The following is a 15,208-nucleotide window of genomic DNA, read 5'->3' on the forward strand; positions in this document are numbered from 1 at the left end:
CAAGCCACTTTTGTGTTCACTTTGGGCCGATTTCTAAATAATGAACACATCATGTCGAGGGCACACCCAAAATAAACACTTATCAGGCCAAAATCGGATATCCCCAATCGTCTCCTGCAAGCCGCCCTCATGCGAGCTTTTGGTCATAAGCTTGCATCAAACGTTACCAGTCGAGCATCGCAGATGCAGCATTCGGCACGAAGGGCGGATTGCGGACTTTCGCTGCGCTTTGCATAGCGGCCTGCTGTGCGGACAAAGTGACATTTCGCTGCGACAGCTACCAAGGGCTGCTTTACTGGCAATATCTATCGTTCAGCAATGTTCTTTGAATCTGTCTACGATAACTTTCAAAATATCTTCTGGGCTTCGCTTCCACCACTTTTGAACCGAGAAAATCTCGACCTCGCAGAAGCCGCTGTAACCGGCGTCTTCCACGCAAGAGCGGATGTCCCTTAGATCAGCGACGCCGTCGCCCATCATGCCGCGATCCAGTAGCATGTCGCCGGTGTTTTCGAGCCAGTCGCAAAGATGATATCCGAAGATTTTGTCGCCAGCTTCGGCGCAGCTTGCCCGCAGGTCACTGTCCCACCAGACGTGGTAGACATCGACTGCGACACCAAGATTGTCGGCGCCAACCATATCGCAGATGCGCAACGCATCACGCACCGTCATGATGCAGGTTCGGTTCCCACCAAACATCGGGTTCAGCGGCTCTAGCGCAAGATCCACGTCCCGATCAGCTGCGTATTCCGTCATCTGCGAGACGCGTTCTGCCAGAATTTTCTGGGTTTCCAGCACACCTTTTGTTCTCGGTTCAGTACCACCGGTCACGATTGTTAGAACAGATGCACCAAGGCCTGCGGTCATGTCGATGCTTGCTTTGGCTTCATCCAGCCAGTGGGGGGGTAGTTCAGAGCCAACCAGATAAGGGGTGCGGCACAAGCCAGTGACCTCCATGCCTGCAGCCCGGACGCGGTCGCCAATTTCGACTGCGCGAGCCCCGATTTCGCGACGCCAGAATGTGATACCTCCGAGTCCATGCTTGGCACATGCATCAATGACACGCTCGACGGGCCAACCTGCGCCGTGGCCATCAAGGTTATGACCAAGAGTTGCGGTGTTCAGCGAGAGAGCAGATGTATCGGCAGAAAAATCACGCATGTTTCAGATTAGACCCCGTAGAGTTTCAGCAGGTGACCCATGCGTTTGCACGCGAGATCGGGATTGGAAAGCGCGCCACATTCATCCGCAAGCTTAAAGCAGTCTACAAAATAGGGCAGGGCGCGCATAGCTTCAGAACCACCCAGCATCTTAAAGTGATCTTGATGTCCGTTTAGCCATGCGAGGAAAACGACGCCGGTTTTGTAGTGCCGTGTAGGCGCGCAAAAAATATGCCGCGCGAGCGGTACGGTGGGATCAAGGATCGCACGGAACTTCGCCGCATCCCCTGTGTTGAGGGCCAAGATGGCAGATGCGGCGTGATTAGCTAGCGGGTCAAAAATGCCAAGTAGAGCATGGCTGAACGCGTCACCGTCACCGCCGATCAGTTCGGGGTAATTGAAATCATCACCAGTATACATCCGCACCGTTGTAGGTAGCTGCTGCCGCATCGTGATTTCTTTGGATGCATCCAGAAGGGATATCTTGATCCCGTCTACCTTTGCCTCATTCGTGGCAATAATCTCCAAAACGGTTGGCAATGCATCTTCAAAGCTATCCGCGCCCCAGTAGCCAGCAAGTGCGGGATCAAACATGTCGCCAAGCCAGTGTAGGATGACCGGCTCATCACATGCGGCCAGCACGTCGTTGTAAATCGAGATATAGTCCTCGGCACGATTTGCAGCACGTGCGAGGGCGCGGCTTGCCATCAGGATGATCCGTCCACCGGCGTTTTGGATGGCCTCGACCTGTTCGAGATATGCGCGTCTGACGTCCTCAAGTGAATGAGCTTCTGTGTCAGCCAAGTGGTCCGTTCCGCATCCATTTGCAACAAGTGCATCTGGTAGGTCCGCCTTTGTGCGACGGATCAGGTCAAGGCTCTGTGACCAATCCAGCTCCATTCCGCGCTGCGCTGTATCCATCGCCTCTGCGATGCCCAACCCCAGATCAGCCAGATGGTGCCGGAACGCCATTGTTTTGTCCCAATCAATGCAGGGCAATCCCATAGACGCGCTGTCAGAGAACGGGTCAGCCACAACATGCGCCGCCGAATAAACGACACGTGTGCTGTCCTGGTATCGTCAAGTTGACGGGGGTCTTTCTCAATCGTACGAAACCATATGACAAAAGCCAAACAATCCGGGGCCTTTAAGGGACATCGTTTCCCGCCTGAAATTATTTCCTACGCTGTATGGGCATACTTTCGTTTTCCGATGAGCTTTCGCGATGTCGAGGACCTTTTATACAAGCGCGGTGTGATCGTCAGTTATGAAACAATCAGGTCATGGGTTGGAAAATTTGGCCACCAATATGCCAAAGTCATACGCCGTGATCGGCCTGCACCATCGGATAAGTGGCATCTCGACGAGGTAGTGATCACAATCCGTGGCAAAAAGTATTGGCTTTGGCGCGCTGTTGATAGCAAGGGTGACGTGCTGGATATTCTTGTACAGTCACGCCGCAATACAAAGGCAGCAGACCGTTTCTTTCGCAAATTGTTCAAGCAATACGGTCAACCGCGCGTCCTTGTTACCGACAAACTGGGAAGTTATGGGGCGGCCCTCCGGAAACTGGCGCCTGGTATCGACCATCGTGCCCACAAGGGATTGAATAATCGAGCGGAAGTTTCGCACAGGCCCACCCGGCGACGAGAGAAGATAATGGGGAGGTTCAAATCACCCCGCCAAGCGCAACGATTTCTGTCCGTACATGATCAGGTCCAAACAATCTTTCGCCCTCGCCGCCACAAACTATCCGCCCCTGCCTATCGGCAATCTCGCTCAGATACTCACAGCATATGGGACGACATCACGTGTGAGCTAAAGGCAGGGTAAAACAGACCGGTGACCCCCATTGCGGCTTGGAGGCAATAACTTGACGATACCCTCATTGGATATGCCCGCATGATCCATGCAACACGGCCCCTTGAAAGCATGGTGACATGGTTCGTTTGGTTTGCGGACACTAAAGTTAGCTCAATATAAGTCGAAGGCCGCAGTAGGACATACTGACGTTTAGTTTGTGCGGGAGGTGAACAGCTTCAGAGACTGGAACGTAAGCGCGACAAGACCAATACGGTTTGGCCCCGTCGGCATGCTACTGGACGCGTTCGCAATGCAGCTTGTCTAACAACGTGATGACGTCGGTGGTTGACGTGTTCCATCCAGAATCTTCAAAGAAATCATCCATAGCGGCAAATGTTTTTGGCCCTAAGAAGCCATCAATCGGACCCGGGTCTGATCCGACCATCAACAACAACCTTTGCATCACAGCCTCGTCCGTGGCCTCGCCTACAAGTGCGAGACCGCACGGTGAATTGGGCGCAATGTCTGGGGTCGGCAGCGCGTCGGGTAGGTCTGCGATGTCTGCGGACACGTCGTCCATTGGCTCTGGCACCGCTGGCGGCATGAAATCCGTTTCAACAACATCTGCGCGGATCAGACATTGCCCAACGACACCGGCGATCCTGACCGCTTCGTCAGGTGGCGCGCCTTCGGGATTGAAATCGCAGACCTGCGTTAGCCTGTCACACGACATTTCAATGCTCCAGTCTTGGGCTGCGAGCGTGGGGCGCAAAACACCCTCACCGTTCGCGAAAATCTTGTAGGTAAAACCTCCGATGTTGCCCTGCTGCCAGAAGGCAGGGAATTGAACAGACGCCACATCGGTCACGAAAGACACGACATCTGTCGCACCCGGAAGCGGGCGGTCGAAAGTATCAGACACACAAGGGGATGCGATCACGCCATTGGCTATGCAAAATTGAGACATCAGACATAGTGTGATCAGTCGTTTCAAGGGGCGACCCTGATCAAGGGGCCATTGGCGCGAAATGCCAAAGAGGCCAAGACAACAGCGTTGGTGTTCACAGTAACAGACGTGTTCGTGGACCCATCAATCTCGTAAATCCCTTCGGGCCAGCCGCGTTCTGGATCACCTAGGGGGGCAATCACATCCATCAATTCACGGGTGTAATCCGTGCCGAACAGGGCGTCCCACGCAAACGAAGCCTTCGTTGTCACCGTGCGACGGCTGTCCAGTCTGTCCCCTTGGAACGTCATCACAGCCCATGGTGCCCCGCCGCCCCAAACGGACGAGTAAATGAAGTAAGGGGCGACATCGATATGGGACTCGCTGACAGCCGTCAGGATACCGGTTTCGCTGTGTCGTGCCTCTTGGGCATTATAAATGGCGGTCGCAAAACGCAAGGAACGCGCATCAAAACCAAATTCTAGGCCGTCAAACAGATAGGGTTCGCTGACTGTAAATGCTGGCGTCACGTTGCGATGTAGCCGGGAATCGACAGGGATCGGTTGGCCCTCAACATCCTTGACCATCAGTTTGGCTTCAGCATTGTAAGCGCGGTACATATCAAACCCGAACAACATCATCGCCTTGGCCGCATATTGTTCATAGCCGACACGGCCTTCTTGGTCACGACGCAGGGTGTCATTAACGATGTTGCCGCCGATCAACTGCCCGTCTTCGACCATTGCGGACAGATCCCAACGTTCGATTAGGCGCGCGGTTTTGGGCGTAAGATCAGGGTAGTTCGCCTCAATATGACCTAAAGTGGCGATCATGCGTGCGATATCAAGGGCCGACCAGCCAAGCCCGCGTTCCACCGGTTGGTTCGCGTAATTGACCAAGTCGCCAGTGCGTACGTTATACGCCTTGTTGGGCAACCGATCGTCGAACAAGCGCAGCGCATTCAAGGTGTCTAACGCCAAACCGATACGCGCCACTGCTTCGTCGCGTTCTATCACTCCAAGGCGGTTGGCCGAGATAACGGCAACGAAATAGGATCCCGTTTCCCACATGGTTGTAGACGGGTAATTGTCCGTTGAATTCACGAGGCCTGTTTTGGCATCGGTATTGTTTTGGAAGTAGCGCCAAGCGATGCGCGCATACTCCAGATCCTGCGGTGTTGATGTCCCCACGATGGCCAGTGGCAGCGGTGTGACGTCCTCAAACAATGCCATCTGCGACCCGGTTCCTTGTGATTGATCTGGGGTTTCGGCCCTGCCGTCGATTGCGGTCACCAACGCCAGTCCGCACCCGAGTGCGGCCAGAAAGATGATGTGGCTTCGCGCCTTGATCAAATTCTCTTTAAAGTTCATCTTCATTGCCTCCCTCGTTGGCGTCGGGCAGCCAAAGTGCTGCACCAATGATGCCTGCCATCGCGAGACAGTTGTTAAACCCCCAAAAAACGTTTGAAACGACGCCTGTTGCGGAATGTGGCGTGGTGCCAAACGTCAGTGAACCAATGGCCCAAATTGTAGCCAGCGTAGTGAGCACCACAATCGCGATCTGTGGCTTCACAAGGGCTAGGAAATTGCCGGATTGACGCACTTTTGGTGTGACTTTAAATGAAATCTGTTGGCCACGAATGACAGACATGATTGCGCGCATGCCGAGTGGGAAGAACGACAAATAACTGGCCTTGGCGGCGTAACCGGGCACCCCCCATGTGCCCACCATCATCGCCAATTCTAGGGTCACCAAGAAGGGTATGAGGTGCCAAAAGAAGTCAGCTGAATATGCGGACACGGGCGATATGCCCGAAAACAAATAAACGATGGGTGCGACGAGAAAAATCATATTCCAGATCGGTGCGAGGTAGGAATAGAACGTCGTCGCGTACATGACCCGCTGTGGAAACGTCAAACCGCGCCGAAACAGCGGGTTGTCATTGATCAAGATATCAAGACTTCCACCGGCATATTTGTAGCGTTGCACCGTCCACGTCAAAAGATCCTGCGGCGACAGCATCTTGCTTTCGGCGATCGGATGCATCTTCGATTTCCAGCCGCGTTCGCGATCCGAATGCATGACGATGGATGTGTATATATCCTCGGAGACGTGGAAGCGGTAGGGCATCAAAATCTCGGTCACGGCGGCTTGTGTGCGGATGGCGTCCATCAGTTCGGGTGCGATCAGCGTTTCTTTGCTGGTTACGGTGATGACCTCCTCGGTGGAATGGGTGCGGGTCTCAACCTTGGCGCCGAAACTGCGCAGCGCCACTTCCATTACGGCCTCGCGGCGGTGGATTGACCCAGCCCCACAGCAAAACGAGGCATTGGCCCAATTCCTGCGGCGTTGGATTATGTCATAAAACATCTTGGGGTCACTCACGAAGGGATCGGTTCTAGTTTGGATTGGTCCGACAATCTTCTCAATGAAGCACCCAAATATGCCTGCGCCTGATCCAAGCCGACGTTTCAGGGCGACGTGCAGTGCCTCACCTTCGGGAAGGTCATAGAACCATTGCGGGGTTTGTACCCAAGCCATTTTCGGGTCTCTGAAATAGCCTAACGTGTTTTCCAGAATGGTTGGAAAGGGCCGCGTGTCGGCGTCACAAATGACCAGCAAATCGCCAGAGGTTTGTTCCATTGCATGGCGCAAATTGCCGGCTTTAAATCCCTCATTGCTCGTGCGTGAAATATAATTCACGCCCTCTGCTTCGGCGACCATACGCATCTCCGCGCGCCGCCCGTCATCCAGAACGTGAATCCGGATATTGATCGGGTGGGGGTAAGTAATTTTCTGCGCGTCACGAATACCCAACCTAACGAGTTCTGGGTCTTCATTGTACGTGGCGAACATCACGTCTACGAACAGTTTGCGCGGGCCGTCGGGGTGATTGGGGGCAATGTCTGACAGGGACGCGGGCGAATCCAAAATCTCGATAGGTTCGTCTTTCCAGAGGTTGAAGACAAACAGCAGCATCCCAAAATATGCAAAGCTTTCGGCTAAGACCAGTGGAATGGCAAACCACAGGGCTTCGGTGTTCAACGACGCCGTCCAACGCCACCAGATGTACCAAGCCCCAACGACCAACGCGACCACCGCGAGGAATTGCCACAGCAACTCACGCGCGGCGGAATAGGGCAGGGGCGGGGGCGGAACGCGGTTCTCGTATTTGGAAAAATAGTCGGCCATGAATTATGCCTTCACAGCTTTGGCGGCTTTGCGCATTTCCCAAGGGTTCGGACCAAGCCCGATCGTCCACGCCAAGGGCGTCATCCGTGACAAGCCAATTGCGACAGCTAATGACATTGGCAATGCGAAGGCGAACCGGCCGACAACGATCGTCCAAGGGTCCATGACTTGGAACAGCCCCGTCTTGAACACAGCGACGTCAAACAGATCGATGACCAAAGGGTGCACAAGATAGACGCCGAATGTGTAGCGAGCGAGTTTTAACCAGTGATCCGACCAGTGCAGATATTGTCCGCCAACAAAAATTCCAAACACAAAAACGGGCATCAAGAAGTGACCGTAAAAATCCCAACCTGCGCGAACGCCCCATCCTCCTGTTTCAAAGGCTACGTTGTAGAAAGGCAATGTGGCCACATAGGCAAGGGCCGCAAAATAGAAACCACACCGCCGGATCAGGCGGGATTCTCCGCGTGGGATGCCGTCGTTCCACAACCCATAGATTGCAAACGCCGCCATGCCATATCCTACATAGCCAAAAATCTTCAGTGCGCGGATCAGGTAGTCCCGCAGCACAGGATCGATGTCCAATCCCCATAAGAACCCTTGCGCGTTGTTCATCACACCAATTGTGATGACGACCGTGAGGCCCAAGATCGGATAACGCGTCGCCGTGCGCATCACGGGGTAAAACAGGAACAAGCCGAACAATGTTGGCAGGAAGTGCATGTGATATTGCGACTTGCCCAAGATCAGATAGCCCAACCAGCTTTGGACCTGCCCGAGTTGGCCCCAGATATAGGGCGCATAGTTGAATGCATCCGCCTTTATCAGTCGGAAGAATGCGTAAAACACAGTCCAAAAAAGGAACGGCACCAAAAGGCGCTGTGCCTGTAGCGCAATCGCGCTGCCATATGTGGGCATCTTTTTGTCAACGCGCATCGCCATCAAAAACAGCGAGAACATGAAAAACATCTCCGAGCCCGAAAACTCCCCGATGGAGCGCAGGAACACAGGGATCAGGCGCTCGCCTTGCGTGGCGTCAGGGAAGGATTGGCCGCCAAAATCTGTCGATGAATGGATCAATACTACGCCGAACGCAGCGAACACTCGGTTAGCGTCGAACCAGACCAACCGTGGTTTTGCGGCGCGGTTCATGGGTTTGACGCGGGAATTGGACAGCTGGACGGCAGCACTTGACGCACCTGTCGTGGTTCGAGGTTATGTTCCTCAGTGCTGCAATCGGTTGCCCCAATTTCATAGCCACCAACAACCGGACGGCAATAGATGAATTCCTCAATCGGGATGACAGGCGCGATTTGGGTCTGGTTCGTACAGGCGCAGCATGGCACCTCTTCGATCAGGCGGTTCGGGTGACATTTGTTGTCGCGGATGTCCGTGCCCATAAATGCGGTGTCCCAAACTTGGGTGTTTTCATTGACGTGCTGCAAGATGGGACCCTGAACTTTGTATAGCAACGCCGCGAGGATAACGCCATTGTTGTTCGCGGTTTGCAGCGGAATGAACCCGTTACCATTCTCATAAAGACCCTCGTAAAAGCCGCGATCAGGAACCGACAGATCAGCGACAGTTTCAAACAGAAGATCGGTGTAGGGCGTGTCCCAAAGGGCCCAAAGTCCAACGGCTGCTTTGGCGGAAACAGCGGCGCGATCGGGCTGGTATTCTCCGGTGGGATCAAGCGTGTTCCATGGATAGCCGCCTGCAAAAATACTATCGTAAACAAAGTATGGGCTGCCTTCGACTTGATGTTCGGAGCGGGCGGTAATGATGCCGGTTTGTTCAAAACGACGCTGCTGGACCAGATAAATCCGGTTGGCAAATTCTGCGCGCCAGCCGTTGCTTGCCGTCATGCCATCGTTTGTTCGATCTGACGGCAGGTCCCACCCCATTTCCAAACCATCGAGAATATAGCCTTCCGTCAAAACGTAATTTTGGCTCCTGAAAACCCGCGGGTCGCGGCCATCAAACGGAACACGAACGCCGAAAATTTCGACGTAGTCCAGTGGCTCCGGTGACATTGCACGATCAACGTCAAAACCCCAAAGTGCAAAGCCTTTGGCGGCATATTCCTCATAGCCCAAGCGTCCTTCCTGGACATAGCGCGTCGATCCATCGCTTTGCGTGAATGACCCGAACATGCGACCATCCTCATTGATGAGGTTGCAGAAATTCCAGCGCATAGGGACGTTATCGACACCATTAGCATGGTTCGGATGACGCTCTTTCAAGATTTGCAGCCAAACCAAAAGGCGGCCAATGTCGTTCGCGGACATGCCAATCTCACCAGGTTGATTGGCGTAATCCACCATTTCACCTGTCGCAGCGTTGTACACTTTATTGGGCGCTTCTCCGCGATAGAGGGGCAGGTTGCGCAACGTGTTGAGCAGGCGCGTCGCGCGGTCGTCGAACATGCGTTTATCGATCACACACAATTCGTATGCGGCGACTATGGCGCTGATATAGGACGCGGTATCCCAGACTGTTGTCGACGGGAACGACCCCACTGCATTCACCAAACCCGTTTCGGGTTGATAGCTGGATTCAAAGTAGGACCACGCGGTCTGTGCCATTTCAAACTCGCGCGTAGTCAGAGGGCCGTTGCGGCCAAAATGTGCGACTGAATACGTCCGGGAGCCGCGTAAACACTCTGCAGCGACCGGCTCCGAGAGTGAGATCGTCAACGGTGTGGCGGACGTGATGGTCACGCTCGTGTAGTCCGCACCGTCGACCGTAACCCCATCGATTGTCATGGCCAACGGGGCGTCCTTGGCCGCGACCTGTGCCGCGACATCCGCGCTCGGCGCCAGCGACAAAAGCGCCACTGCGCTTGCAAGCAGCCAGTTTGTGGGTTTGTTGTAAGTCACGTTCATTCTCCTGCCTGCGGTGCAAAGCCATTGCTGAGCCCGACCCTCAAGTAACTGTTTTCAAAAAATCTAGCGCAAGGCGGTTGCGACCCTTTAAGGCGCCATAAGTTACCGCATCCGCACATTGCACAATGAGGCCAAGGCCGCGGCCACTTTCGGCCATTAGATCGATGCTATCGAGGTCTTTGGCATGATCACGAAGATCAAAAAAACCTGCGCCCACAGGGTCAAATACATCCACCACCAGCGCGGACGCAGTTTCGATCAGCGTCACTTCAATGGGCATCTCTTTATCGTGTGTATCCGCATGTTTGACAGAGTTTGTCAGCGTTTCTGAAAGGCAAATTTCAAACCGGAACATAGTGGTTGAATCCAGAATATCTTTCACAACCGACTTCAACGACATGACCATTTGGTCAACGTCTTCAATATCGTTTTTCATATGAAAGGACCGGTTGATCACAGGTTTTCGCTCATTGTCTGTGCCGCTGTTTCGACATCGTTGTAGATCGTGAATACGCGGTCCATCCGGCAAATCCGAAACATCTGTTCGACGTCAGGTCTGAGGCCAGACACAGCCAAATAACCACGGTTGCCGACCCTTTTTAGAATACCAACAAGGGCGCCCAAACCAGATGAGTCCAAAAACGTCACATCTTTGAAGTCAACAATCAGGTGCGCTGATCCATCGTCGATCAACGCAGTCATCTCATTCTTGAACGTCTTTGCATTCACGGCCGTCAGTCGTTCAACGCCGGGCCTGATGATGGTAATCGCTGGGCTATATTTTGTTGTGTGTATCATGCGAATTAATCCTCTCGATCGCTACAATCGTCAAATCGTCTTCTAAGGGTCGGCCGCTGCGCCATTCTGTGAGCGCGTGGACAATCTTGTTTGGGATGTTTTGCGCGCCGGTACACGGGCTTGTTTCGGCGATGGTGCGCAGACGATCATTGCCGAATGCCTCGCGTTTCGGATTTTCCGCCTCGTTCGCGGCGTCCGAACAGATGATCAATGTCGCGTCGACATCGAACTGATGCACGCCGTTTTCATAGGACGCGCTGCTGATCATCCCTACTGGGAAGCCCCCATCCCCGATCGCTTCGGCGACGCCGGAATGGTTGACACAAAATGGCGATGGATACCCAGCTTGGCAATAATCCAGCCGACCTGATACTTTATCAATCACGCCACAAAACATTGTGAAATAGTCATCATTTTCAGATGCACCAAAGCGCGTATTAAGTTCTGCCACCATTGCTGCCGGGTCGGGCGCGTCATCGTTGTGCAGTGCTTTTCTGCAAAAGTACTCGGGTGTCACCAGATGCCCGATCGCCACGGACAAAAGCGATGCGTGAACGCCGTGGCCCGATACATCGACGGCATAAAACCCAAGCTTATCAGGGCTTAAGGCAAAGCAACCGAACATGTCGCCGGAAACGATTGCTGAGGGGACAAATGCGGACGCGACGCGGAAGCCCATAATGTCGTCTTGAAGTTCGGGCAAAAGTTGGCGCTGGGCCGCCGCCGCCGCCCGCAGATCTTCTTGAATGCGCTCGTTATATGCCTCTAGGACGCGGGTGCGATCGGCAAGCTCACTAGCGTGATTGATCAGCCGTGTTGCAGTCCGGATGCGTGTTTTAAGAATCGCGTTGCTGCCACCCTTCGTCATGAAATCGTCGACACCCGCCAGAAGTGCTTCGTTGCGCACCTCATTATCATCGGTCACGGTCAGCATGATAATGTGAACATAATGATCCAGATCCAACCCGCGAATTTGACGCGTCAACCCGATGCCGTCAAGGTTGGGCATTTGCAGATCACTAATCACGATTTGGGCGTCAGTTTGCCGAACCAGTTCAAGCGCGGCTATGCCATCTTCAGCTGGAACAGCTTCATAGCCAAGTCCGTTAATCAGAGCACACAAATAGAGCTGCTGAATTTCGTCGTCTTCAGCCACAATGATTTTTAGCAGAGGAGCTAACATGAATTTCTCTTTGTTTTCACTCGCGAAAGTTGTGGTTTAACATGGTCCCTAGGTCTCAATATATCAGGGTCATTTCTCTGTATGAATGGCGGTGGATTGCTGCTTTCGGTGTCAAGTGTAATTTGCAGTCGATTTTTAGTTGGGCTTCGCTCGTCCGACTTGGTTCGAAATAACACAGTGGTACGTACTTTGCGCCTGCGCGTGCGGCCTAGCGCGTGGCGCAAACGGACGCCGAACTATACTCCTGCGCCTGAATTGACCTGACGATTTTGGGCCTGCGATTCACTTCGTCGCATGGCCAAAGGCGGTTCAGTCTGTATTTTGAGTTTATGAGCAAGCAATACAAAACAGTCTCCTTATCCGACGAGCAGCGCATAGCACTTGAAGCGCTTTGCCGCCGCCGCAAAGTTGACGCCCTTGTTTGGAAACGGGCGCGCGCGTTTCTTCTTTTGGACGCAGGAGAAGACGCCGGAACGGTTTGCCGGATTTTGGATATTGGCCCGACAGTTTTGACGGAGTGGCGATTTGCCTTTGCCGGTGCGGGACTATCGTTTTTCGGTCTGAAGGACTACAGCCAGCGTCAGGGTCATTTGTCCGTCGTGCAAGAGCAGGCGGTGAGAGCCCATTTCACCGCGCAGCCTGCCCGCAATGCCGATGAGGTCTGTGCCTATGTTCTAGCCGAGTGCGACCAAAACTACAGCACGTCGGGAGCCGCCAAGCTGATGCGCCGCCTGGGGTTCGCGTATAAGAAACCACAATTGCTGCCTGCACAGGCCGATGAAGCCAAGCAGGCTGCGTTTATTGCCAAATATGAGGCCCTGATGAACGGGTTGGCCGCAGATGAGATGGTTGTCTTTTCGGACGCTGTCCACCCCGAACACCAGAGCCGCCCCGCCCATGGTTGGTTCCCCAAGGGACAAAAGACGGCCCTGAAGGCGACATCAGGGCGCAAGCGGCTCAACATTCAGGGCGCGCTTGACCTTGAGACTTTCCAGTTCACCTTTGTGGAAGGCGAGAAGATCAATGCCCAGACAACCCGACAGATGCTGGAAAAGTTGGAACGCAACAACCAAACCAAGACGGCCATCCACGTCTTTGTCGACAATGCCCGCTATCATCATGCCAAGATACTACAGCCATGGCTGGACAGCCCAGAACGTCGGGTGAAGTTGCATTTCTTGCCAGCATATGCCCCGCACCTCAACCCGATCGAGCGTCTTTGGGGTGTTATGCACAAATGGGTCACCCACAATCGGCACTATGCAACGTTCAACCAATTCACAGAGGCCATTTTCGACTTCTTCCGCAAGACCCTGCCAGAAAAATGGCCAGAGTTCCGCGACACCTTAGGCTCAAGTTTCAAATGCAACACTCAGAGCCCTTTGGGCATAGGATGTTGTGATGGACATACGAAGCAAGCACCTCAGCAGCGAGGACCGTGGCGTGATATTAGCCGAGCATAATAGGGGCAGCAGTCAGCGGTTGATCGGCCAGCTTTTGCATCGCCCGGCGAGCACGATCTGCCGTGAGCTGGCGCGAGGTCGGCAGGAAGACGGCAGCTATTGCCCGCAAGCGGCGCGGCAGGCCTATGATGCCCGGCGTGCGCGCTGCCGCCGCGAGCGCAAGCTTGTGGAGGGGAGCGATCTTTATCGTTTCGTTCATGGCAAGCTCGTACATCTGCACTGGTCGCCTGAGCAGATTGCGCAGAGACTGCGTCTCATGAAGCCTGATGATCCATCCGCCCATGTGAGCCATGAGACCATCTATGCCGCGATTTACGCGCAGCCACGTGGTGGGCTGAAGGCGGCGATGATCGAGGCGTTGCGTCAAGCGAAGCCTAAGCGTGGGCTCAAGCGCAGGACAGCGGCGGGCAGTGCTATGGTCCCGGAATCATTGCGCATTATCAACCGCCCTGAAGAGATCGAAGCGCGACTGGTACCAGGCCATTGGGAGGGCGACCTCATCAAGGGCGCATTCAATCGCTCGTCAGTGGGGACCTTGGTCGAGCGCAAGACACGCTTTGTCATTCTTTGCAAAATGGACGGCAATGGGGCCGAGGCCGCGCTCGACAGCTTCACCCGCCAGATGAGACGACTACCCGCTGCTTTGCGCAAGAGCATGACCTACGACCGCGGCTCCGAAATGGCCTGCCACCCCGAACTCGCCAGACGGTTGAAGATCGATATCTGGTTCTGCGATCCGCATGCGCCTTGGCAGCGTGGCAGCAACGAGAACACCAACGGACTGCTGCGTCAGTACATGCCCAAAGGAACTGACCTGAACGGTGCAAGCCAAACATGGCTGAACGACGTTGCAAACCTGATGAACAACCGTCCGAGAAAAACTCTCGGTTGGAGAACACCCGCTGAAGCCATGGCCGACGAAATCGCGGCCTTCAAATCAACCGTTGCACTTGATGTTTGAATCCAAGCACCGTCACCGACAACTTCCGCGTCATATCGCTCAAGGAATACAAAGTGATTTGAGGGGAAAACCTCAGGTCAATTCAGGCGCGGGAGTATATCCGATTGGGCAGCTCTAAAATAGGCCGGCTTCACGCGCGATCATGGCCGCTTGTGTGCGGTTTGCCGCGCCAACTTTGCGGTATAACGTTTTCATGTGCAGTTTGACCGTCGGTTCCTGAATTTCCAGATCACGTGCAATTTGCTTGTTGGACTTGCCTTCGGTCAGCCCCTTCAGCACTTGCAATTCACGTTCAGTCAGCTTGTCCGCGAGGGGGTTGGCTGGCGTCTTCTCAATGGCTGTCATGAAATCAATTGGCGCGTATTGTTCGCCCATCGCCATAAATTTAATGGCGTTAATCAGTGACTTCGCAGGAAGGGACTTCGGAATGAACCCCGCCGCGCCAGCTTTTAGCGCGTCTTCGGCAATTTTTTTGCTCGCTTCACCTGACATCAACGCAACACGATGCCCATCGCCGAATGCAATAGCGGCCTTAAGCCCATCAAGCCCGTTCATGCCGGGCATATTATAATCGAGCAAAATCAGATCGTAAGGAGCATCCGCTTCGATCCGCGCGGCAGCCTCATCAAAAGTGCCGACTGCTACTGTTTGAAAACTGCCTTCATTTTCTAGAAACTGAACCAGCATATCCCTTAACAAGTCGTGGTCGTCGGCGATCAAAACTTTCATTTATGACTCCTTTGGACCCAAGATGCCTAGCCCTGAACTGTGACAAATTTATGGCGCGGATACACTTTTTTTGTGACGTACCCAC

At 54.0% G+C, this 15,208-nt stretch carries 12 protein-coding genes and 2 pseudogenes; 3 read left to right on the top strand and 11 right to left on the bottom strand.

Going from position 1 to position 15,208, the window contains the following annotated elements; translation table 11 throughout:
• Positions 1–312 precede the first annotated feature (312 nt).
• On the bottom strand, positions 313–1,161 hold the full coding sequence (locus tag OA238_RS25300; RefSeq protein ID WP_015497382.1) for a sugar phosphate isomerase/epimerase family protein: 849 nt from the start codon (positions 1,159–1,161) through the stop codon (positions 313–315).
• 8 nt (positions 1,162–1,169) lie between these two features.
• Positions 1,170–2,219, bottom strand: a pseudogene (locus OA238_RS25305) (dihydrodipicolinate synthase family protein); the annotation flags it as partial.
• Between the two features lie 60 nt (positions 2,220–2,279).
• Here OA238_RS25305 and OA238_RS25310 point away from each other — a divergent pair.
• Entirely contained in the window at positions 2,280–2,993 is a 714-nt protein-coding gene (locus tag OA238_RS25310; RefSeq protein WP_015497383.1) for an IS6 family transposase, read from the top strand.
• 262 nt (positions 2,994–3,255) lie between these two features.
• Here the strand turns inward: OA238_RS25310 and OA238_RS25315 are convergent, their stop codons facing one another.
• The 8 genes from OA238_RS25315 to OA238_RS25350 all read right to left on the bottom strand — a co-directional run bounded on the left by OA238_RS25315 (position 3,256) and on the right by OA238_RS25350 (position 11,943).
• Complete coding sequence (locus OA238_RS25315; protein WP_015497384.1) at positions 3,256–3,957, bottom strand: peptidoglycan-binding domain-containing protein; 702 nt, start codon at positions 3,955–3,957, stop codon at positions 3,256–3,258.
• Positions 3,954–5,285 (bottom strand): DUF3131 domain-containing protein, encoded by a 1,332-nt coding sequence (locus tag OA238_RS25320; RefSeq protein ID WP_015497385.1) that lies wholly within the window; start codon positions 5,283–5,285, stop codon positions 3,954–3,956. The genes OA238_RS25315 and OA238_RS25320 overlap by 4 nt, the downstream gene beginning before the upstream one ends.
• Entirely contained in the window at positions 5,269–7,101 is a 1,833-nt protein-coding gene (locus OA238_RS25325) for a glycosyltransferase (protein ID WP_015497386.1), read from the bottom strand. The genes OA238_RS25320 and OA238_RS25325 overlap by 17 nt, the downstream gene beginning before the upstream one ends.
• A gap of 3 nt (positions 7,102–7,104) precedes the next feature.
• Positions 7,105–8,256, bottom strand: coding sequence for an acyltransferase (locus tag OA238_RS25330; protein ID WP_015497387.1), 1,152 nt, complete (start codon positions 8,254–8,256; stop codon positions 7,105–7,107).
• Positions 8,253–9,983, bottom strand: coding sequence for a DUF3131 domain-containing protein (locus tag OA238_RS25335; RefSeq protein ID WP_015497388.1), 1,731 nt, complete (start codon positions 9,981–9,983; stop codon positions 8,253–8,255). Before OA238_RS25335 ends, OA238_RS25330 begins: the two co-directional genes overlap by 4 nt.
• Positions 9,984–10,029: 46 nt before the next feature.
• The gene (locus OA238_RS25340; protein ID WP_245581397.1) at positions 10,030–10,371 is read right to left on the bottom strand and encodes an ATP-binding protein; all 342 of its coding nucleotides are present in this window, start codon (positions 10,369–10,371) and stop codon (positions 10,030–10,032) included.
• Positions 10,372–10,442: 71 nt separating this feature from the next.
• On the bottom strand, positions 10,443–10,787 hold the full coding sequence (locus OA238_RS25345; RefSeq protein WP_044037632.1) for an STAS domain-containing protein: 345 nt from the start codon (positions 10,785–10,787) through the stop codon (positions 10,443–10,445).
• Positions 10,765–11,943, bottom strand: a complete 1,179-nt coding sequence (locus OA238_RS25350) for a PP2C family protein-serine/threonine phosphatase (protein ID WP_245581398.1) — start codon at positions 11,941–11,943, stop codon at positions 10,765–10,767. Before OA238_RS25350 ends, OA238_RS25345 begins: the two co-directional genes overlap by 23 nt.
• Positions 11,944–12,299: 356 nt before the next feature.
• Between OA238_RS25350 and OA238_RS25355 the strand changes: the two are divergent.
• Positions 12,300–13,334 (top strand): annotated as a pseudogene (locus OA238_RS25355) (IS630 family transposase); the annotation flags it as partial.
• Between the two features lie 37 nt (positions 13,335–13,371).
• On the top strand, positions 13,372–14,394 hold the full coding sequence (locus tag OA238_RS25360; protein WP_015494757.1) for an IS30 family transposase: 1,023 nt from the start codon (positions 13,372–13,374) through the stop codon (positions 14,392–14,394).
• Between the two features lie 114 nt (positions 14,395–14,508).
• Here OA238_RS25360 and OA238_RS25365 read toward each other — a convergent pair whose 3' ends face one another.
• Positions 14,509–15,123 carry a response regulator gene (locus OA238_RS25365; protein WP_015497393.1) on the bottom strand — a complete coding sequence of 205 codons (615 nt, stop codon included), beginning with the start codon at positions 15,121–15,123 and terminating at the stop codon, positions 14,509–14,511.
• Between the last annotated feature and the right edge of the window lie 85 nt (positions 15,124–15,208).

Source organism: Octadecabacter arcticus 238 (genome assembly GCF_000155735.2).
Taxonomy (GTDB): Bacteria; Pseudomonadota; Alphaproteobacteria; order Rhodobacterales; family Rhodobacteraceae; genus Octadecabacter; species Octadecabacter arcticus.